This window comes from Kitasatospora sp. NPDC098652 (assembly GCF_044760155.1).
In the GTDB taxonomy this organism is placed as follows: Bacteria; Actinomycetota; Actinomycetes; order Streptomycetales; family Streptomycetaceae; genus Kitasatospora.
This window is the reverse complement of record NZ_JBIWAQ010000028.1, coordinates 1-19,207: the sequence shown is the minus strand read 5'-3', so window position 1 is coordinate 19,207 and position 19,207 is coordinate 1. Positions and strand designations below refer to the sequence as shown.

The window sequence follows — 19,207 nt, the reverse complement described above, 5'->3', positions numbered from 1 at the left end:
GATCCCAATTCGGTCATTCGCCGTCGAATCCCGCGGCGGCGCCCGTCCCACTCCCCTCGGGCTCAGTGGAACCAGGTGCGGATCGCGGCCGCGGTCTCCCGGACGTCGGCGTTCCCGGCGCGGATCCGGGCGGCCAGCTCGACGGCCTGCTTGGAGTCGGCCGTGACGATGACGCCGGAGGCGCTCAGGTAGGAGGCGGCGACCACGGCGGCGAAGTGCTCGTTGGCGGACTCCAGGGCCGGGACCCGGATCAGCTGGTGCATCAGGGCGGCCGCCCGCTGGTGCACGGCGCCGTAGACCGGCACCTCCATCACCTCGTCGGCGTGCCGGGCCACGGCCGCGGCCAGGGTGCCGTAGTCGGTGACGTCCGGGTCGCTCGGCAGGAACTGGTGCGCGATGTCGAGCAGCCAGACCCGGTCGATCCGCAGGATCACGCGGCGTCCGCCGTGGCGTCGCGGGTGCTGCGCGGGTACGGCCCGAACTCCTCCTCGAACGCGGGCCCCCAGGCCTGCGCGAAGTGGGCGGCGGCGGTCAGGAAGCGCTCGCGCCGCTCGTCCGCCTCCTCCGCCAGCACCTTGCGCGCGTAGTCGGGCAGGCTCATCCCGGCGGCCTCCGCGCGCTGCTCCAGGGCCTCGTGCACGGCGTCGTCCAGTCGGACGTTCAGCTGCTTCATGGCGGTGAGCGTAGCCGCAGCTACGGCTCGCTACAAGGCGGCCTCGGGACCCCACCCGCCGCCCGGGGACGCGGCCGCAGCTCCGCCGTCCGGGCCGCCCGCCGGCCCGTCGGCCGCCGCCGGGCCGTACCCGACCGTGACCTCCAGGGCCGGCCAGTGAGCCGCCCACCGGGCCAGCCGCTCCGCGTCGAGGGTGCCCGGCGGGAGCAACGCGGCGTCCGGGTGGAAGGTCACGCAGGTGCCGGTGGTGCCGTCGGGCTCGATCGGGTCCAGGCCGGTGACCGGGAGGCCGCGCTCGTAGCGCTGCGTCCAGGCGCCGTTGAGCCGGCGGTTGGTGTGCAGCAGCCGGGTGCTGAGCGCCGCGACCACGGACATGCCCCGGCGGGGGTGCCCGTCCGGGAGCAGCTCCGCCCCGGGGTCGTCGAAGAAGCGCAGGTCCTTGGTCGCCATGACCGGCTTCTTGACCACCTCGCCGTGCTCGTCGACCCGGGTGTCGGTGCCCCGCCCGTCGTCGCGGACCGAGACCGCGCCGTCGGCGTGCAGGGTGATCACGCACCGGCCGCCGCCCCGCGCGGCCGCCTCGTCGCCCGGGTAGGCGAGCACCTCCAGCACGAGGTGCGCCACCCCGCCCGGCGCCAGGCCGGCCGCCCCCGCGCGGATCCCGGCGAGGTGGTCGGCGTCCACGGCGGCCGCCCAGTCGTGGGTGGTGTTGGTCCAGGTGTCCCTCGCGGTCGCGTCCATCCGAGGAGTATGCCCCAGCGCTCAGCGGCCGCCCAGCACCTCCCACCGCGGGCCAGCCACCAACTCGCTTTGTCGGTACGGAAATTGCCGAACAGCCGGGCGGGCGCGGCGCTCAACCGGTGACGAGCCGTCGGCCGCTGATCTCGGCCGGGCGGATCCGGACCCAGCGGGGTCGGTCGCCGCCGGCCCAGGGGGCCGCCCCCGGCAGGCCGTCCAGGCGGTGCAGCTCCGCCGGGTCGTCGACGTACTCCGCCGTGCCGAGGGCGAGCACGCTCCAGCCGCGCCCCAGGTACTCGTCGATGCGGTCGACCTGGAAGGACACCTGTGCCCCCGGGTCCGGGGCGGTGGCGGTGCGTTCGCCGGTGCGGTAGGCGAAGGAGGCCTGGTCGACCACGTAGTTGACGGGGTAGACCGCCGGGCCCGGGCGCACCGGCAGGGCGATCCGGCCGATCCCGTGGGTGCCGACCAGCTCCCAGCACTCGGCGTCGGTGAGGTCGAGCAGGCGGGGCCGCGGGCCGGGCCCTTCGTGGCCGGGCGGGGCGTCCGCGCGGCCGGCCACCAGTTCCTCCCGGCTGGTGCCGAGGACGGCGGCGATCCGGACGAAGCCGCCGGGGTCGAAGGTGGGGCCGGCTTCGAGCAGGTGGCGCAGGTACTGCGGGGCCATCGCGGCCCGCTGGGCCAGAGCGTCCTCGGTGAGGCCGAGTTGCCCGAGGCGCTCGGCGATCCGGCGGGCCACGGCGGTGGGGTCGGGATCGGGGGTGTCGTTCACGGTGGTGGCTCCTCGGCTCGCCAAGGGGAGTACCCGGACCGGTGTCCGGGCGGTGACCAGGCCGGATCCATCCAAGCGCCCGGCCCACCCCGAGTCGAGGAACGGGAGGGCCCGTGCGTGTCGGAGCAGCCGGGGGCGGGCCCCCGGAACCCCGACCTTGATCACCCGTCCGCCGCCTGCGGTCGTCCCCCTGACGCAGGCTCAAGTCCGCTTCACACAAAGGGGAACAACCGGGAACAACGGGGACTCCTTCCGTGCCTGAACCACCCGCACCGGCCGACCGGGCGGCGGGGACGGACCCCCGCCGCCACCCGCCCCGGCGCCGCCGCGGATCGTCAACTCACCGTCAAGATCCCTGCACGGCCCTTACCGTGCCGCCCGGCCGGGCGCATACTGTGCTGCGCGCGGCGAGCGCCCGGCGACAGGGCCACACCGGACCCGGCCCGGCCGCACCGCGACGGGGAGCAGGTGGAACTGGCGTGGCAGCACTCGTGATCGTCGCCGTGGTCGTCCTCTTCTTGCTGACGACCGGTGTGCGGGTGGTCCAGCAGTACGAGCGCGGTGTGGTGTTCCGGCTCGGCCGGGTGCGCGGGACGGTCCGCGAGCCGGGCCTGACGCTGCTGGTGCCGGTGCTCGACAAGATGCGCAAGGTGAACGTCCAGGTGATCACCATGCCGGTGCCCACCCAGGAGGGCATCACCAAGGACAATGTGTCGGTGAGCGTGGACGCGGTGCTGTACTTCCGCGTGATCGAGCCGATCAGGGCCACCGTGGACGTGCAGAACTACAACTTCGCCATGCTGCAGGTCGCCCAGACCTCGCTGCGCTCGATCATCGGCAAGAGCGAGCTGGACGACCTGCTGTCCGGCCGGGAGCACCTCCACCACGACCTGGAGGTCATGCTGGAGAGCCCGGCCTCGGGCTGGGGCGTGCACATCGACCGGGTGGAGATCAAGGACGTCAGCCTGCCCGACTCGATGAAGCGCTCGATGGCCCGCCAGGCCGAGGCGGACCGGGAGCGCCGGGCCCGTATCATCACCGCGGACGGCGAGTTCCAGGCCGCCGCCAAGCTCGCCGAGGCGGCGGCCAGGATGTCCGAGACGCCGGCGGCCCTCCAACTCCGCATGCTGCAGACGGTGGTCGAGGTGGCGGCGGAGAAGAACTCGACGCTGGTGCTGCCGTTCCCGGTGGAGATGCTGCGGTTCTTCGAGGCCTCCGCGAACGGGCTCACCGGCGGAGCCCCGACGGCCCCCGCACCGGCCGTCCCACCGCAGGCGCGCGAGGCCGAGCCCGCCGCCCCGGCCGACGGCAGCTGACGACCGGCCGGCCCGGAAAGTTCCCGGGCCGGCCATAGCTCGGCTCTATGAGGTCATAGATCGACACCGCCTACACCTCCGCGCGACCAGCGGGTTGGCTGCAAGGGTCCAGACCATTAGGCCTGGGCCGCCCGCTCCGTCCGCCCGGAGGTTTCACCCGCATGACCCGCTCGATCCGAGTCGCCATCGTCGGAGCCGGCCCCGCCGGGATCTACGCCGCCGACGCCCTGCTCAAGTCCGACGCCGCGAAGGCGCCCGGCGTCTCGATCGACCTGTTCGAGCGGATGCCGGCCCCGTTCGGCCTGATCCGCTACGGCGTGGCCCCCGACCACCCGCGGATCAAGGGCATCGTCACCGCCCTGCACCAGGTCCTCGACAAGCCCCAGGTCCGCCTGTTCGGCAACGTCGACTACCCGACCGACCTCACCCTGGACGACCTGCACCGCCACTACGACGCCGTGGTCTTCTCCACCGGCGCGATGGCCGACCGCTCGCTCGACCTGCCGGGCATCGACCTGGACGGCTCCTACGGCGCCGCGGACTTCGTCTCCTGGTACGACGGCCACCCGGACGTGCCGCGCACCTGGCCGCTGGAGGCCGAGAAGGTCGCCGTCCTCGGCGTCGGCAACGTCGCCCTGGACGTCGCCCGGATCCTCGCCAAGACCGCCGACGAGCTGCTGCCCACCGAGATCCCCCCGAACGTGTACGAGGGCCTCAAGGGCAACCGCGCCGTCGAGGTCCACGTCTTCGGCCGCCGCGGACCGGCCCAGGCCAAGTTCAGCCCGATGGAGCTGCGCGAGCTGGACCACTCGCCCACCATCGAGGTCATCGTCAACCCCGAGGACATCGAGTACGACGAGGGCTCGATCGCCGAGCGCCGCGCCGTCAAGCACGTCGACCTGGTCGCCGCCACCGTCGAGAACTGGGCGATCCGCGACGTCGGCGACCGCCCCCACCGGGTCTACCTGCACTTCTTCGAGTCCCCGGTCGAGGTCCTCGGCGAGGACGGCAAGGTCGTCGGCCTGCGGACCGAGCGCACCGAGCTCGACGGCACCGGCAACGTGCGCGGCACCGGCCGGCACACCGACTGGGACGTCCAGTCGGTCTACCGCGCCATCGGCTACTACTCCGACGAGCTGCCCAAGCTGCCCTTCGACCCGGTCTCCGGCACCGTCCCGCACCAGGCCGGCCGCGTGCTGGACGGCGACGGTTCGCACGTCACCGCCGTCTACGTCACCGGCTGGATCAAGCGCGGCCCGGTCGGCCTGATCGGCCACACCAAGGGCGACGCCAACGAGACCATCGCCTGCCTGCTGGAGGACCACGCCACCGGCCGGCTGCCCGGCGCCACCGAGCCCGACCCGGCGGCGATCGAGGAGCACCTGCGCGCCCGCGGCGTCCGCTACACCACCTGGGACGGCTGGAAGCAGCTCGACGCCCACGAGCGGGAGCTCGGACAGGCCGAGGACCGCGAGCGCGTCAAGGTCGTCGAGCGCGAGGACATGCTGCGCCACAGCGGGGCCTGACACCCGCGCCCCGGTGGCTCCGGACGCCCGGAGCGGCCGCCCGGAGTCACCGGCGGACGATCGGCAGCAGCACCTCGTCGACGATCTCCGCCGGGTCCAGCTCCACGGCGCCCCCGCCGCACAGCTTGATCCGGTACAGCATCAGGGCCGGCACCACGTCGGTGACCAGCGGGGTGACCGCCCCGGGGCGGACCTCGCCCCGGGCGGTGCCGCGGTCGAGCACCTCGGCGATCAGCGCGGTGGTCGGGTCGAGCACCCGCTCCTGCACCAGCTCCAGGAAGACCCGGGCTCGCTGGTGGTCGATCTCGCTCATGATGGCGCGGACGGCGGCGCCCAGCTCGCTGAACATCGCGGCGCGCAACCCGGCCACCACCTCCAGGAGGTCCCCGCGCAGGCTCCCGGTGTCCGGGGCCGGCCGGGCCGGCGGCAGGGCGGCCCGCAGCGCGTCCATCACCAGCTCCTCCTTGGAGGACCACCGCCGGTAGAGGGCGGCCTTGCCGGTCTGCGCGGCGGCGGCCACGCCCTCCATGGTCAACCGGGCGTAGCCGTCGGTGGTGAGCTGCTGGAGGGCCGCCCCGTAGATGGCGCTCTCCAGCGCCTCGCCGCGCCGACGGACCGCGGCGGCCGGCGCGGCCGTGCGCGCGCTGCCGGCGCCGGCCCCGGTCGCCCCGGCCCCGGTCGCCCCGGCTCCAGTTCCGGCTCCGGCTCCGGGGGTGCCGCCCTCGGCGGTTCGGACTTCAGCGGACATCGCTGCACACCTTCCGGGGACCCCCTGTTCACCATGTCTACGACCAATGTTAGTGAACGAATCCGTTCCCTCCCAGGAGTGCTGCGCGGCCGGTCCGGGCCCACCCGGAAGGCAGCGGCGGCCCCGGCACCGGTCGCCCCGGCCTGACGCCTCTGTTCGGAGCCCTCCTCGGCGTTCGGGGCCGCGGGTACCCGTCCGGGGGACGGAAGGTGAACAATCGCCGATTCCCCGGTGCCGCGCCCGGCCCGTGGGCGATAACGGAGGAGCTCCTGGCCGACCCCACCCGAGGAACCGCCCCATGCCCATCGCCAACTACGGCGTGCTCGCCGCCACCGCCGTCGACCGGCGCCGCGAGGGTGCCACCGGCACCCCGCACTACCAGATCCACCTGCGCGACGCCGCCGGCGCCGACTACCGCGCGGCCGTCAACGTGCTCTCCCAGCAGGCCCCTTCGAACCTGCTCTACCTCGCCGACGAGGACTTCCGACACCCGGTCACCGAGCTGCTCCCGGCCCCCGGCAGCGGCTGGACGGCGCTGGACTCCCGGCCGGGCACGGCGAGCCTGGACTTCGTCCGCGGCAAGCTCCTCGACCACTCGGCGATGCACGCGCTGCCGCCCGACCTCCCCGGCCCGCACAACGACCTCGCCGATCTGCTCGACGACCACGTGCAGCGCGCGATCGCCGACCGGGCCGCCGCCGTCTACGTGTTCGGCCAGCGCTTCGGGCCCGAACCCGGCGTCCCGGACAAGGTGTTCGGCTTCCTGCCCGGCAACGGCGTGCACGACGTCCACATGAACCAGGGCAACAGCGGGCAGTTCCGCAAGGACGACGGGGTGTACCAGGACGGCGCGCTGCTGATCCACCTGCCGGCCGAGAACCGCTGGACGGCGGTGTTCCTCGCCTTCCAGTCGCAGTCCTGGCACACCGACGACCGCACCGGCCACGGCCTGCCGGGCTCCGTGCCGCGCCCCGCCCGGTCGGCGCAGGACGCCCCCAGCAGCAGCCAGGCGTAGCACGGCAGCCGGTGGCGGGGCTCCCGGGCCGGTGGCGGGCCCCCGGGCCGCCGCCACCGGATCAGTTCGCGATCGGCGGATTGGGCCGGGTCAGTCCGCGGTCGTAGGCGAAGATCACCGCCTGCACCCGGTCCCGGGCGCCGATCTTCGCCAGCACCCGGCTGACGTGCGTCTTGACGGTCGATTCGGCCAGCACCAGCCGCTGGGCGATCTCGCTGTTGGTCCAGCCCTGGGCGATGGCCACCAGGATCTCCCGCTCGCGCTCGGTCAGCGCCTCCAGCCGCGGGTCGTCCACGGGCGCGGCGCCGACCGGGCGGACCGGCAGGTGGTGGGCGTAGGCGTCGAGCAGCCGCCGGGTGATCGCCGGGGCCACCACGGCGTCGCCCTCGGCGACGGCGCGGATCCCGGCGAGCAGTTCCTCCGGCCGCGCGTCCTTGAGCAGGAAGCCGCTGGCCCCGGCGCGCAGCGCGGCGTGCGCGTACTCGTCCAGGTCGAAGGTGGTGAGGACCAGGATGCGCGAGCGCCCGCCGCCGGCGACGATCCGGCGGGTGGCCTCGATGCCGTCCATGCCGGGCATCCGGATGTCCATCAGGACGACGTCGGGCCGCAGGTCGGCGGTGAGCCGGACGGCCTCGGTGCCGTGCGCGGCCTCGCCGACCACCTCGGTGTCGGGCTGGCTCTCCAGCAGCATCCGGAAGCCGTACCGCTGGAGTGGCTGGTCGTCCACGATGAGGACGGTGGTCACGGGTGGCCGCCTGTCGGGTCGGGGGTGAGGTCCAGTACGGCCTCCACGGTCCATCCTGCCCCAGGGCCGGGGCCCGCCGTGACGCTCCCGCCGTACAGGGCCGCGCGTTCGCGCATCCCGGCCAGGCCGTGCCCCTCGCCGTCCGGGCGCGTCGGCGGGCGGGTGCCGCCGGGCGGGCCGGCGTCCTGGACGCGCACCCGCAGCCGGGTGGCGTCGACGGTCAGGGTGACGTGCGCCCGGGTGTCCGGTCCGGCGTGCTTGAGGGTGTTGGTGAGGGCCTCCTGGACGATCCGGTAGGCCATCAACTGGACGCCGCGGTCCAGCCGGTCCGGGTCGCCGGAGACGGTGTACACCACCTGCGGTCCGGCGGCACGGATCCGGGCGCACAGGCCGTCCACGTCGGCGATGCCGGGCTGGGGGTTGAACTCGGCGGCCTGGTCGGCCTGGTCGCGCAGCACGCCGAGCATCCGGCGCAGCTCGCCGAGCGCCTGGCGGCTGGTCTCGCCGATCAGTTGCAGCGCCTCCCGGCCGCGCTCGGGGGAGGTCTGGGCGGCGTAGGCGCCGCCGTCGGCCAGGGTGACGATCACGGACAGGTTGTGGCCGATGATGTCGTGCATCTCGCGGGCCACCCGGGTGCGTTCGGTGGCGGTCGCCAGCCGGCTGCGCTGGTCGCGCTCGATCTCCAGCCGGGCCGCCCGCTCGCGCAGTCCGGCCAGCTGGGCGCGGCGGATCCGCACCGCGATGCCCAGGGCGACGCCCGCGGTGGCGGCGCTGACCAGGAAGAACAGGGCGTCCCCGACCGGCAGCCCGCCGCCGGAGACCTCGACCGCGGCCAGCGCCATCGCCCCGACCATCAGCAGGCAGGACCAGGCCAGGTTCCGCAGCCGGCCGTGCAGGGCCAGGCTGTAGAGCGCCACCAGCAGGGCCGCGTCGGCGCGCAGGCCCACGCCCAGCGACCACTGCAGGACGAACACCGCCATGATCACCGCGAAGGCCGCCGTGGGCCGCCGGCGGCGCCACAGCAGCGGCAGCACCAGGCCGGCCTGGAGGAGCAGCGTCCACGGCAGCGGCAGCCGGACCAGGTTGAGCCGGTGCTCGTGCGGCCCGGTGTCCCCGTGTCCGACGTCCCCGTGGCCGGGGAACAGGTCGGGCAGGCCGAACATCAGGAACACCACCGCGACCACGGCGGCGTCCAGCACCCACGGGTGGGCGCGGTCCGCCTCGCGCAGCCGCTGGCCGATCCGGGCCAGCCGGACGAACAGCGGGTGGCCGGACAGCGCGTCGGTGGCCGCGAACGGGCCGGCGGAGGCGGAGTGGTCCTCGCTCACCGGGGGTTCTCCCTGCTGGTCGGGGGCGGACGGACGGAGACGGACGGAACGGTGCGGCGCCGGTGGAGGACCGGCGCCGCACCGCGAGTTTCCCAGGCGCCGGAGCGCCCGGGCTCAGGCGTCGCTGCGCACCAGCCGGACGGCGGCACCGGCGAGCGCCAGCACCGTCCAGCCGAGGAAGACCAGCAGGCCGGCCGTCGGCGAGAGGGTGGTCGAGTCGTGGTGCAGGGCGAACATCGCCTCACCGGCGTGGCTGGGCAGGTACGGGCTGATGTGGCTCTGCCAGGACGTGGGGAGCAGCGAGGTCAGGCCGGGGATCAGCATCAGCGAGGCGACCAGCACGGCGATGCCGCCGGCCACCGAGCGCAGCAGGGCGCCGAGGGCCACCCCGATCACGCCGACCAGGCCCAGGTAGAGCCCGGCGCCGAACAGGCCGCGCACCACGCCGGAGTCGGAGAGGGTCATCGCCGCCCGGGTGCCGGACAGGATGCCGCTGTCGGCGGTGAAGGCGGCGAAGACCCCGACGGTGCCCAGCACCAGCGCGATCACGCCGTACACCGCCGCCTTGGACCACAGCACCGGCAGCCGGCGCGGCACGGCGGCCAGGGTGGAACGGATCATGCCGGTCGAGTACTCGCCGGCCGCGACCAGCACGCCGAGGACGCCGAGCGCCAGCTGGGCGAAGTTGGTGCCGAACAGGGAGAGGCTGAGCGCGCTGGAGTTGGCGAAGTCCCGGTCCATCGGGCGGCCGGAGGTGATCCGCGACTTGAACTGGAAGGCCGCGATCAGGCCGAAGGCGACCAGGAACAGCAGCGCCAGGCCGAGGGTGATCCAGGTGGACCGCAGCGACCACAGCTTGGCCCACTCCGAGCGCAGCACGCGCGCGGCCGTCACCTTGTAGGCGGGGCGGGCGGGGCGCTGGCCGGAGGCCGTGGACGGCGTCTGGCTGGGGGCGATCGTGGTCATGCCGCGCTCCTCTGGGTGTCGACAGTGCTCTCGACGGTGGTGGTGCCGTGGTACTCGACGGCGTCCCGGGTCAGCTCCATGAACGCCTCCTCCAGGGAGACCGTCCGCGGGGTGAGTTCGAACACCGCGATGCCGTGTTCGGCGGCGGTGAGGCCGATCTCGCGGGCCGTCCGCCCGGTGACCAGCAGCTCCTCGGAGCCGGAGCGGCCGGTGACCTCGACGCCCGGTCCGGCGAGCGCCGCACGCAGCCGGGCCGGGTCGGCGCTGGCGACCTTGACGACGTCGCCGCCGGCCTGCTGGACCAGCTCCTGCACGGTGGTGTCGGCGAGCAGCCGGCCCCGTCCGACGATGATCAGGTGGTCGGCGACCAGCGAGACCTCGCTCATCAGGTGCGAGGAGACGAAGACGGTGCGGCCCTCGGCGGCGAGCGAGGTGAGCAGGTTGCGGATCCAGAGCACGCCCTCGGGGTCGAGCCCGTTGACCGGCTCGTCCAGCATCACCGTGGCCGGGTCGCCCAGCAGGGCGGCCGCGATGCCGAGCCGCTGGCCCATGCCGAGCGAGAACGCCCCGGCGCGCTTGCGGGCCACCGACTGGAGGCCGGTCAGCTCGATGACCTCCTCGACCCGGCGGCGCGGGATGCCGTGGGTGTGGGCCTGGGCCATCAGGTGGTTGAACGCCGAACGGCCGGGGTGGATCGACTTGGCCTCAAGCAGCGCGCCCACCTCCTGCAGCGGAGCGGCGTGCTCGGCGTACCGGCGGCCGTTGACCCGGACCGACCCGCCGGTGGGCGCGTCCAGTCCGACGATCATCCGCATCGTGGTCGACTTTCCCGCCCCGTTGGGGCCGAGGAACCCGGTCACCGCGCCCGGCCGGACCGTGAAGTCCAGCCCGTCCACGGCGGTCTTCTCCCCGTACCGCTTCGTCAGCTGGTGCGCCTCGATCATCGCTAGCCCTTACGTTCAGGGGCCGGGCCATCCCGGCCGCCCACGGTTCCACGCTAGGGCCCGGCGGGGCCCGAAGCGCGGCACTGCGGACTGATCATCGGACGCCGCGTAGTACCGCGGTACCACACCGTTGCCCTACCCGCGGAAATGCGGTTCGGCCTGGGAGCGGGACGGAGCGTAGCCGTGCCGGGACCGGGACGGGACCGTGGCCCCATGCGCATGGGTCAGCCCCGGCGGTGCCATGGAGGGGCGGGCCGACCGGCCCGCGCAACCCCTCCCGGAGGACACCATGAGCGCCAGATCGGTCAACCCGGTGGCCGTCGCCGCCGGAGCCGCCGGAGTCGTCGTCCTCGCGGCCGTGGTCGCCTGCGCCGCCCGGTGCTGCAAGGCCCGGGCCGAGGACGAGGCGGCCGGCGCGGAGCAGCGCGGAAGCCGCGCTCACGCTCACGGTCACGGCAGGGGCCGCGGTCCCCGCAAGGGGCACGGTCACGGCAAGGGCCACGGTCACGCCCCGTGCCCGAACCCGCCGAACTGCAACTGACCCGCGCCAGGGCCGCGACGGCTCCCGTCAGCCCGCCGCCGGGTGGCGCGGCAGCACCGCGTGCACCCGGGTCCCCCGGCCGAGGCCCCCGGCGGGGTGGACGGTGCAGCAGCCGCCGATCTCCGCCGCCCGCTCGCTCATCGAGCGCAGCCCCACCCCCGGGTGGCCCGGGTCGCCGCGGCCGGGGCCCTGCCCGTCGTCCTCGACGGTGAGTTCCAGCCGCCCCGGGTCGACCAGCACGGTCACCGTGGCGCTGGTCGCCCGGGCGTGCCGCAGCACGTTGTTGAGCGCCTCGGCGGTGATCCGGTAGACGGCGACCTCGACCGCGGCGGGCAGCTCGGGCAGCGGGTCGGGGGCGAGCAGGGCGGTGACGGTGAGCTCGTCGCCGCTGAAGGTGTCGGCGAGGCGGCGCAGCGCGCGGCTCAGCCCGTAGTCGCCGAGCACGGTGGGCCCGAGCCGGTCGGTGATCCGGCGGACCTCGCGGACGGCCGTGGCGAGGTCGTCGGCGACGTCCTCCAGGGCGGCCGCGAAGCGGGCCGGGTCGTCCACGGCGGCCGCGCCCTGGAGGCGCAGCCGCAGGCCGGCCAGCAGCGGGCCGAGCCCGTCGTGGATGTCGCGGCGCAGCTGACGGCGTTCCTCCTCCCGGGCGGCGACGATCTGCTCGCGGCTGGCCCGCAGGTCCGCCATCAGCTGGAGCGAGGCCACGGCGGGCGCGGCCTGGTCGGCGAGGGAGCGCAGGATGTCGCGGTCGCTGTCGTCGAGGGTGCGCTGGCCCGGGCGCGGGGCGACGGTGAGCCGGCCGATCTCGCTGCCGCGGTGGACCAGGGCGAAGCGTTCGCCCTCGCCGGGGTGCTCCCCCACGGCGGCGAGCCGGCGTTCGCCGCCGCGGGTGGAGACGGTCAGGTCCACGCCGGGCAGCCGTAGTTCGTCGCCGACGGTGGCGCACAGCACGGCGGGCACGTCCTGCGGGTCGACGGTCTGGCTGACCCGCCCGGCGAGGCTGCGCAGCACCTGGTACGGCTGGGCGCGGGCGCCGTAGTACCAGCGGTCGACGATGCCGGAGGCCCAGCGCACGCCCCTGGGCAGGCCGCCGGCGAGCAGGAAGACCAGGGCGACCACGCACAGGGCGCCGAAGCCCCGGCCGGGCAGCAGCATGGTGGACAGCAGTCCGGCCAGCAGGACGAAGACGACCGCCAGCCCGGCGGCGACCAGCAGTCCGACCAGGATCCGGCGGGCCGAGCGGTCCAGCCGCCAGGAGCCGTCCCGCACCACCACGGCGGCGAGGGTCAGCGTCCACAGTGCGGAGGCGGCCGCGTAGGCGGCGTAGGAGGCGGTGCTCTGGCCGTTGAAGTAGTAGCCGGCCTCGGCGCCGGCCCAGAGCAGGTAGACGGCGATCGCGAGCAGCACGTGCTGACGGCGGCGCCGGGGCACCCGCCGGGTGCGGGCCAGCGGGACGAGCACCACCAGGGCGGTCAGGGCGACCCATACGACCAGTTGGGTGATGTGCAGGGTGCCGTTGAAGTGCCGCAGCCAGTCGGCGACGGTGCTGTCGGCGAGCGGGTTGGGGCGGCCGAACACGGTCGGCTGGTAGACGTAGTAGCTCGCCTGGGGCAGCATCCACAGGCCCACCGCGCCGATCGCGAGCCACCAGCGGCGGTCGGTCAGCCGGCCGTACGGGAGCCAGAGCGGCAGCGCCTGCCAGATCGTGCCGCTGACGGTGTAGCCGACGGACTTGAGCACGACCACGGCCCCGACGTAGCGCGGGTCGCTCACCTCCGTCCAGACCGGGGTCTCGGCGGCGAGCGGCAGGAGCAGCGCTCCCCCGTACGCCAGCAGCACCCAGCCGAGCTCCAGACCGGGCCGGTGGGCGTGCAGCAGCACCCCGCCGGCGACGGCGGCGAGGCCGTAGCCGAGCACCGCCAGGTGCCGGGTCGGTTCGGCGATGCCCGGCGTCCCCAGGTGGCCCAGCACGTACCCGGCCCACAGGCCGCCTGCGGCCAGGCAGACCAGCGCGCACAGCCCCGCGGTCGTCAGCTGCCGCTCCGCCCGGCCGGGGCGGGGCCGCCATCGGACGCTCCCCGCGTTCTCCGCGCTCTCCGCACCCATGACCGACCTCTCTTCGCCCACGACCGGCCGCATGGGAGCAGTCTCGTCCACCCGGTGTCCCGGGCGCATGGGGCAGCGGCCCCGCGAGTGACGGACTGCGGGCGACCGGCGTCCCAGCGTCACCGAGCCGTCCGGGCGTCGGTGCGGCCGCGTCGGAGGGGCCGCGTCGGCGGGCCCGCATCGGGGGTGGGGCGTCGGGGGGTGGGAGCGTCGGGGCCGTCGGCCTCGGTTCGGCCGACGGCCCCTGGAAACCGCCGACGGCCGGGGGCCTCAGTGCCGTCGGTGGGCGCCGGTCGGGGCGCCGCAGAGGGCGTCGTCGACCAGCGTGGTCTCCGCCTGCTCGATCCGGCGGACGTCGTCCGGGGTGTCGGCGCGGACGCCCGAGAGCGAGAGCGTGACGCTGCGCCGGCCGTCGGAGGTGACGCCGGTCGCGGTGATCCAGCCCGCGTCGCCGCCCTCGTGGCCCCAGTACACCCCGCCGCAGGTCAGCGGGCGGGAGAAGAGCCCCAGCCCGTCCTCGGCGCCCGGCATGAGCGCCCGGAACTCCTCGCCGACCGGAACGGTCTGCTTCATCAGGGCGAGTTGGGCGGGCCGCAGCAGCCGGCCGCCCAGCAGGGCCCGGAAGAAGCGGTCGAGGTCGGCGGTGGTGGAGACCAGCCCGGCCTCCCCGTTGATGCCCACGCCGACCTGCTCGGTGACGTCGACGGCCGGCTCGCCCGGCTTGAAGCTCTGGTAGGTCCGGGCGTGCGGCCGGGGCAGCGTGGGGGACGTCCCGGGCCAGGAGGTGTGGGCGAGGCCGAGCGGGCGGACGATCCGGTCCCGCACCTCCTGGTGCCAGGCCTGCCCGGTGGCCCGCTCAATGATCATGCCGAGCAGGACGTAACCGGTGTTGCTGTAGCGCCAGTCGGCGCCGGGCCGGAAGTCCGGCGGGTGGCGCAGCGCCCGGTCGACGCTCTGCTCGGGCGTGGAGCTGTCGTAGCGGTGCCGGCGGAAGTCCTCCGCCGAGCTGTAGTCCGGGTAGTCGTCGTGCAGTCCGCTGGTGTGCTGGAGCAGTTGGCGGACGGTGATCGCGCCGCCGTCGTTCCCGTTCCCGGACACCACGCCGGGCAGCCACCGCTCGACCGTGTCGTCCAGCGAGAGCCGGTGCTCGCCGACGAGCTGGAGGACGACGGTGGCCACGAACGCCTTGGTGACGCTGGCGATCCGGAAGTGGCCGTCCGTCGGCACCGGCTGTCCGGTCGTCAGGTCGGCGACCCCGCTGGTGGCGGTCACCGCCCGGCCGTCGGCGGTGAGCAGCCGGGCCTGCACCCCCGTCACGCCGAGTGCGGTGAGCGCGGCCGCGTCGCGCCGGAGCAGGCCGCGGTCGTCGTACGGCCGGGCCGCCGCGGCGACGGCGGGCACGGTCGTGGCGAGGGTGCCGGCCAGCACGGCGGCCGACACCAGGGTCCGTCGTACGGAACGGCCGCGCCGCCGTACGGCATCAATCGGTGGTCTCTTCATGGGAGTTGACGCTAGGCCCGGCCGCCGCGCCCGGTCGGTACCCCGAGCCGGTCGGAAAACAGGGTAGTGGGCTGTAGTGCCGGGCCGGTTCGCCATGATCCAGACTTGGGCGGATGAACCTCCATCGGGCCGAAAGGCTTTGGGCGACCTGGCGCGCCCTGGGCTACCTGCTGGGCGGCCTGCTCGCCGCCGCGCTCGCACTGCTCGTGCTGCCCGTCCTCCTCGTCCCGGCGGTGGCGCGCGCCTGGGCCGGCCGGCAGCGCCGCCGCGCCGACGGACTGCTGGGCGCACCCGCCTCCGGCCCCGTCCGGGTCGGCACCGCGCGCCTGCTCGGGTGGCTCGGCGCCTGGCTGCTGACCGGCCTGGCGTTCGGGCTCGTCGCGGTGGTGTGCGCGGGCAACACCCTGACCACGGCCGTCACGGTGCCCCTGTGGTGGGCCCTGCCCGCCGGCACCCGGGCGGGCGGCTTCGCCGCCGGTGCTCCGCTGACCGGGTGGGGCCCGGCGCTGACCCTGGGGACGGCGCAGCTGCTCGCCTTCGCCGCCCTGACCCACTGGCTGCTCCCCCGGCTGGCCCGGCTGCACGCCCGGACCTGCGTGGCCCTGCTGTCGCCGTCGGCCTCCGCGGAGCTGGCGCAGCGGGTGGAGACGCTGACCGAGACCCGGGCCGGGGCGCTCACCGCGCACGGCGCGGAGCTCCGCCGGATCGAACGCGACCTGCACGACGGCACTCAGGCCCGGCTGGTGGCCATCGCGATGCGGCTGGGCGTGGCCCGGGAACTCCTGGACGAGGACCCGAGGACGGTCGCCACGCTGCTGGCGCAGGCCCACCGGACCACCGAGGAGGCCATGGTGGAGCTCCGCGCGGTGATCCGCACGATCTACCCGCCGATCCTGGCCGACCGCGGGCTCGCCGGGGCGCTGTCGGCCCTCGGGGCCGACGCGGCGCTCGACACCACCCTCGACGTCGGCAGCCTCGGCACGCTCCCCGCCGCCGTCGAGGCCGTCGCGTACTTCACGGTCGCCGAGGCGCTCACCAACGCCGCCAAGCACAGCGGCGCCACCCGGACGGCGGTACGGGTGGCCCGCACCGGTGACCGGCTGTCGATCGAGGTCACCGACGACGGAGCCGGCGGCGCCGACGAGACGCGGGGCACCGGCCTCGCCGGGATCCGCCAGCGCGTCCTGGCGCTCGACGGCACCCTCGACCTCCGCAGCCCGGTCGGCGGCCCGACCACGATCACGGTGGGTGTGCCGTGCGGGTCGTGATCGCCGAGGACAACGTCCTGCTCTCCAGCGGGCTGGAACTGCTGCTCACCGCCAAGGGCTTCCACGTCGCCGCGATCGTCCAGGACGCCCCGGGCTTCCTCGCCGCCGTCGCCGAGCACCGGCCCGACGTCGCCGTCGTCGACGTCCGGCTGCCGCCCGCCTTCCGCGACGAGGGCATCCGGGCCGCCATCCGCGCCCGCCGGGAGCAGCCCGGCCTGCCCGTGCTCGTCCTCTCCCAGTACGTCGAGCAGCAGTACGCCGGGGAGCTGCTCTCCGACGGGCGCGGCGGCATCGGCTACCTGCTCAAGGACCGGGTGAGCCGGGTGAGCGAGTTCACCGACGCGCTGCGCCGGGTCGCCGCCGGGGGCACCGTGATGGACCCGGACGTGATCGGACAGCTCCTGACCCGGCACGCCCAGGACCCGACGGCCGCCCTGACACCGCGCGAACGCGAGGTGCTCGCGCTGATGGCCGAGGGGCACGACAACACCACGATCGCGACCCGGCTCGTCATCACCGACAACGCCGTCCACAAGCACATCGGCAACATCTTCGCCAAGCTCGGCCTCTCGCCCGCCGACAGCGGCCACCGCCGGGTCCTCGCCGTCCTCACCTACCTCAGCGGGCGGAGGGCCGTCGGGCGGTGAAGGCGGTGGGGCGGTGAAGGCCGTTGGACGGCGGGACCGGCGCAGCCCGGCCCCGGCTCCGACCCCGGCTCCGGCTCCGGCTCCGGTACGCCGCCGAGGTGTGCGAGTCCGGGGGCCGGGGAGACGCTGGGAACAGGCCGAGGACGGAGGAGGCGGGCCCCATGAGCGACTCGCGCACGACCCACGGGCCGGAACCGCACGAGACCCCCGGCTGAGCCCGCCGTGAAAAGCCCCGAACACCGTCCCGCGCGGTACCCCGGCCGGCCGCCGGGCGCCGGCCCGTGGGCGTGACCGGCCCCGGGCCGGGCCGGCGCCCCCGGCCGCTCGGCAGCCGCCCGCCCCGGGTGGCGGTGCGGCGGGCACGGCCCGCGGCGCCCGCCGAGCACGTGCCGACCGGGCTGCGCACCGCCGCCGGGTACGTCTGGCGGCTGGGGCTGCTCGGGGTGGCCGCCTACCTGGCCGTCGGGGTGCTCGGCGAGCTGGAGATGCCGGTGATCGCACTGTTCGTGGCGCTGGTGATCACCTCGGTGCTGCGCCCGCTGGTCGACCTGCTGGCCCGGACCCTGCCCCGCTCACTGGCCGTGCTGGTGGCGTTCCTGTGCGCGCTCGCGGTCGTCGGCGGGGTGCTGGCGCTGGTCGGGACGAACGTCGCCGACGAGTGGAACCGGATCGGCGACGAGCTGCGCGGCGGCCTCGGCCGGATCGACCGCTGGCTCACCGGCGCCCCCTTCCACCTGCGCGCGGGTACGGTCACCGACCTGCGGGCGAAGGTCGGCGCGTTCGTCTCGGCGCACCGCTCGGCGCTGCTGACCACCGCCCTCAGCGGCGCGAGCCGGGCCGTCGAGCTGGTCACCGGGCTGGCCCTCGCGGTGTTCTGCTCGGTGTTCTTCCTGTACTCCGGCGACCGGATGTGGAGCTGGGCGCAGCGCCAGCTGCCGGCCCGGGCCCGTCCCGTCTGGAGCCGGGCCGGGCAGGCCGCCTGGCGCACCTTCGCCGGGTACACCCGCGGGGTGCTGATCGTGTCGGCGACCAACGCGGCGCTGGTCGGCATCGCGCTGGCGCTCCTGCGGGTGCCGCTGGTGCTGCCGCTGATGGTGGTGGAGTTCGTCGCGGCGCTGGTCCCGCTGATCGGCTCCCCGATCGCGCTGGCGATCGCCGCGCTGGTCGCCCTGGCCGCGCGGGGGCCGGTGGTCGCGCTGCTGGTGCTGGCACTGATCGTGGTGATCGGCCAGATCGAGGGCCACCTGCTGCACCCGCTGGTGATGGGCTGGTCGGTGCGGATCCACCCGGTGGCGATCGCCCTGTCGGTGATCGGCGGCGCGGTGCTGGCCGGGGTGCTGGGCGCGGTGGTCGCCGTACCGGTGGTGTCGGTGGCCTGGGCGGTGCTCACCGAGCTGCGCGACCACGGCCCGCCGTCGGCGCGGGGGCGGACCGGGTCGGGCAGCGGCGCTCCGCCGGAGGGCGATCGCCCGCGCCGCCGCCGGTAGAGCCGCCCGGGGCCGGGTAGTTGAAGGAGGACGTCATCGACTTCGCCGACGCGCTGCCCCTCACCGACACCGGCAAGCCGGACAAGAAGGAGCTCCGGCTCCGCGCCACCGCAGCGGCCCCGTAGGCGCTCCGGACCGCCGGTGCCGGGGCGGCCCGGCACCGGCGGGGTGAGACTGGTCGGGGGGGACGGAGCCGAGCGGCCACGGCGTCGCCCGCCCGGCGGCACAGGTCTGTCCTCCGTCCCCGTTCGCACCGCCCGAGGAGACCCACATGGCCGACCACTCCCCCGACCACCTGCTCGCCGCCATCGAGCTCGGCGCCTCCGCCCGGGCGCACGGCAACCACCCCTTCGGCGCGCTGCTCACCGACCCCGACGGGAAGGTCCTGCTGACCGCCGAGAACACCGTCCTGACCGACCACGACGTGACCGCCCACGCGGAGATCAACCTGGTCCGGCAGGCCTCCCGCACCCTGGCCCCGCACCAGCTCGCCGACGCCGTGCTCTACTCCAGCACCGAGCCGTGCGCGATGTGCGCCGGGGCGATCCACTGGAGCGGCATCCGCCGGGTCGTCTACGCGCTCGCCGCGACCGAACTGAACGCGATCGCGGGCGTGGACCCGGACGAGCCGGTGCTGGACCTGCCGTGCCGCACGGTCTTCGCGGCCGGTGGCAGCACGGTGGAGGTGTCGGGGCCGTTCCTCTTCGAGGAGGCCTCCGCGGTGCACGTCGGCTACTGGGGTTGACTTCCGCTCCCCGGCCTAAAGGCCGGGGATTCCTACCACGGTCGTCCGACCGTCTCGGTGGGTTCCTGCTTCGCTGCGCTGTGCGGGCACGGATGCCCGGCTTATCTGCGCTCCACAGGCTGACACCGCCAGTCCGGCGGCC

19 protein-coding genes are annotated in these 19,207 nt (G+C 75.1%); 8 read left to right on the top strand and 11 right to left on the bottom strand.

The features are described from left to right. Positions 1 to 62 precede the first annotated feature (62 nt). From ACIQWA_RS36155 to ACIQWA_RS36140, 4 genes are all read right to left on the bottom strand, one after another. Positions 63 to 434 carry a fic family toxin-antitoxin system, toxin component gene (locus tag ACIQWA_RS36155; protein ID WP_360231408.1) on the bottom strand — a complete coding sequence of 124 codons (372 nt, stop codon included), beginning with the start codon at positions 432 to 434 and terminating at the stop codon, positions 63 to 65. Further along, entirely contained in the window at positions 431 to 673 is a 243-nt protein-coding gene (locus ACIQWA_RS36150; protein WP_350508867.1) for a plasmid mobilization protein, read from the bottom strand. Before ACIQWA_RS36150 ends, ACIQWA_RS36155 begins: the two co-directional genes overlap by 4 nt. Positions 674 to 703: 30 nt before the next feature. After that, positions 704 to 1,414: an ATP-binding protein gene (locus ACIQWA_RS36145; RefSeq protein ID WP_402490114.1), complete on the bottom strand. Its 711-nt coding sequence runs from the start codon at positions 1,412 to 1,414 to the stop codon at positions 704 to 706. 112 nt (positions 1,415 to 1,526) lie between these two features. Continuing rightward, positions 1,527 to 2,183 carry a pyridoxamine 5'-phosphate oxidase family protein gene (locus tag ACIQWA_RS36140; RefSeq protein ID WP_360231414.1) on the bottom strand — a complete coding sequence of 219 codons (657 nt, stop codon included), beginning with the start codon at positions 2,181 to 2,183 and terminating at the stop codon, positions 1,527 to 1,529. Between the two features lie 479 nt (positions 2,184 to 2,662). On the opposite strand from ACIQWA_RS36140, the gene ACIQWA_RS36135 reads away from it, so the two are divergent. Further along, positions 2,663 to 3,499 (top strand): slipin family protein, encoded by an 837-nt coding sequence (locus tag ACIQWA_RS36135; protein WP_360231417.1) that lies wholly within the window; start codon positions 2,663 to 2,665, stop codon positions 3,497 to 3,499. A 161-nt stretch (positions 3,500 to 3,660) separates the two neighbouring features. Beyond that, on the top strand, positions 3,661 to 5,025 hold the full coding sequence (locus ACIQWA_RS36130; protein ID WP_402490110.1) for an FAD-dependent oxidoreductase: 1,365 nt from the start codon (positions 3,661 to 3,663) through the stop codon (positions 5,023 to 5,025). A gap of 46 nt (positions 5,026 to 5,071) precedes the next feature. Here the strand turns inward: ACIQWA_RS36130 and ACIQWA_RS36125 are convergent, their stop codons facing one another. Beyond that, entirely contained in the window at positions 5,072 to 5,773 is a 702-nt protein-coding gene (locus ACIQWA_RS36125) for a TetR-like C-terminal domain-containing protein (RefSeq protein ID WP_402490107.1), read from the bottom strand. Positions 5,774 to 6,071: 298 nt separating this feature from the next. On the opposite strand from ACIQWA_RS36125, the gene ACIQWA_RS36120 reads away from it, so the two are divergent. Continuing rightward, a complete protein-coding gene (locus tag ACIQWA_RS36120) occupies positions 6,072 to 6,788 on the top strand; it encodes a DUF2278 family protein (protein ID WP_402490104.1) in 717 nt (238 codons plus the stop codon). Positions 6,789 to 6,849: 61 nt separating this feature from the next. Here ACIQWA_RS36120 and ACIQWA_RS36115 read toward each other — a convergent pair whose 3' ends face one another. From ACIQWA_RS36115 to ACIQWA_RS36100, 4 genes are all read right to left on the bottom strand, one after another. Beyond that, the gene (locus ACIQWA_RS36115; protein ID WP_402490101.1) at positions 6,850 to 7,533 is read right to left on the bottom strand and encodes a response regulator; all 684 of its coding nucleotides are present in this window, start codon (positions 7,531 to 7,533) and stop codon (positions 6,850 to 6,852) included. Further along, a complete protein-coding gene (locus tag ACIQWA_RS36110) occupies positions 7,530 to 8,861 on the bottom strand; it encodes a histidine kinase (protein ID WP_402490098.1) in 1,332 nt (443 codons plus the stop codon). The genes ACIQWA_RS36115 and ACIQWA_RS36110 overlap by 4 nt, the downstream gene beginning before the upstream one ends. Before the next feature lie 114 nt (positions 8,862 to 8,975). After that, positions 8,976 to 9,827, bottom strand: a complete 852-nt coding sequence (locus ACIQWA_RS36105) for an ABC transporter permease (RefSeq protein WP_402490096.1) — start codon at positions 9,825 to 9,827, stop codon at positions 8,976 to 8,978. Continuing rightward, a complete protein-coding gene (locus ACIQWA_RS36100; RefSeq protein WP_402490093.1) occupies positions 9,824 to 10,771 on the bottom strand; it encodes an ATP-binding cassette domain-containing protein in 948 nt (315 codons plus the stop codon). Before ACIQWA_RS36100 ends, ACIQWA_RS36105 begins: the two co-directional genes overlap by 4 nt. Positions 10,772 to 11,060: 289 nt before the next feature. On the opposite strand from ACIQWA_RS36100, the gene ACIQWA_RS36095 reads away from it, so the two are divergent. Further along, positions 11,061 to 11,312, top strand: a complete 252-nt coding sequence (locus ACIQWA_RS36095) for a hypothetical protein (protein WP_402490090.1) — start codon at positions 11,061 to 11,063, stop codon at positions 11,310 to 11,312. A gap of 27 nt (positions 11,313 to 11,339) precedes the next feature. Here ACIQWA_RS36095 and ACIQWA_RS36090 read toward each other — a convergent pair whose 3' ends face one another. Then, positions 11,340 to 13,418, bottom strand: coding sequence for a sensor histidine kinase (locus ACIQWA_RS36090; protein WP_402490087.1), 2,079 nt, complete (start codon positions 13,416 to 13,418; stop codon positions 11,340 to 11,342). A 270-nt stretch (positions 13,419 to 13,688) separates the two neighbouring features. Then, a complete protein-coding gene (locus ACIQWA_RS36085) occupies positions 13,689 to 14,918 on the bottom strand; it encodes a serine hydrolase domain-containing protein (protein ID WP_402490084.1) in 1,230 nt (409 codons plus the stop codon). A 113-nt stretch (positions 14,919 to 15,031) separates the two neighbouring features. Here ACIQWA_RS36085 and ACIQWA_RS36080 point away from each other — a divergent pair, with 113 nt between their 5' ends. The 4 genes from ACIQWA_RS36080 (at position 15,032) to ACIQWA_RS36065 (ending at position 19,065) form a co-directional block, all read left to right on the top strand. Then, positions 15,032 to 16,186, top strand: coding sequence for a sensor histidine kinase (locus ACIQWA_RS36080; protein ID WP_402490081.1), 1,155 nt, complete (start codon positions 15,032 to 15,034; stop codon positions 16,184 to 16,186). Next, entirely contained in the window at positions 16,174 to 16,833 is a 660-nt protein-coding gene (locus ACIQWA_RS36075; RefSeq protein ID WP_402490078.1) for a LuxR C-terminal-related transcriptional regulator, read from the top strand. The genes ACIQWA_RS36080 and ACIQWA_RS36075 overlap by 13 nt, the downstream gene beginning before the upstream one ends. A 281-nt stretch (positions 16,834 to 17,114) precedes the next feature. Continuing rightward, complete coding sequence (locus ACIQWA_RS36070) at positions 17,115 to 18,320, top strand: AI-2E family transporter (protein ID WP_402490075.1); 1,206 nt, start codon at positions 17,115 to 17,117, stop codon at positions 18,318 to 18,320. Positions 18,321 to 18,591: 271 nt separating this feature from the next. Beyond that, on the top strand, positions 18,592 to 19,065 hold the full coding sequence (locus ACIQWA_RS36065; RefSeq protein ID WP_402490071.1) for a nucleoside deaminase: 474 nt from the start codon (positions 18,592 to 18,594) through the stop codon (positions 19,063 to 19,065). Positions 19,066 to 19,207 lie beyond the last annotated feature (142 nt).

Coding starts and splice junctions, on each gene's coding strand:
- ACIQWA_RS36150 (WP_350508867.1), bottom strand. CDS start 673: ATGAAGCAGCTGAACGTCCGACTGGACGACGCCGTGCACGAGGCCCTG.
- ACIQWA_RS36145 (WP_402490114.1), bottom strand. CDS start 1,414: ATGGACGCGACCGCGAGGGACACCTGGACCAACACCACCCACGACTGG.
- ACIQWA_RS36130 (WP_402490110.1), top strand. CDS start 3,661: ATGACCCGCTCGATCCGAGTCGCCATCGTCGGAGCCGGCCCCGCCGGG.
- ACIQWA_RS36125 (WP_402490107.1), bottom strand. CDS start 5,773: ATGTCCGCTGAAGTCCGAACCGCCGAGGGCGGCACCCCCGGAGCCGGA.
- ACIQWA_RS36120 (WP_402490104.1), top strand. CDS start 6,072: ATGCCCATCGCCAACTACGGCGTGCTCGCCGCCACCGCCGTCGACCGG.
- ACIQWA_RS36105 (WP_402490096.1), bottom strand. CDS start 9,827: ATGACCACGATCGCCCCCAGCCAGACGCCGTCCACGGCCTCCGGCCAG.
- ACIQWA_RS36100 (WP_402490093.1), bottom strand. CDS start 10,771: ATGATCGAGGCGCACCAGCTGACGAAGCGGTACGGGGAGAAGACCGCC.
- ACIQWA_RS36095 (WP_402490090.1), top strand. CDS start 11,061: ATGAGCGCCAGATCGGTCAACCCGGTGGCCGTCGCCGCCGGAGCCGCC.
- ACIQWA_RS36090 (WP_402490087.1), bottom strand. CDS start 13,418: ATGGGTGCGGAGAGCGCGGAGAACGCGGGGAGCGTCCGATGGCGGCCC.
- ACIQWA_RS36085 (WP_402490084.1), bottom strand. CDS start 14,918: ATGAAGAGACCACCGATTGATGCCGTACGGCGGCGCGGCCGTTCCGTA.
- ACIQWA_RS36080 (WP_402490081.1), top strand. CDS start 15,032: ATGAACCTCCATCGGGCCGAAAGGCTTTGGGCGACCTGGCGCGCCCTG.
- ACIQWA_RS36065 (WP_402490071.1), top strand. CDS start 18,592: ATGGCCGACCACTCCCCCGACCACCTGCTCGCCGCCATCGAGCTCGGC.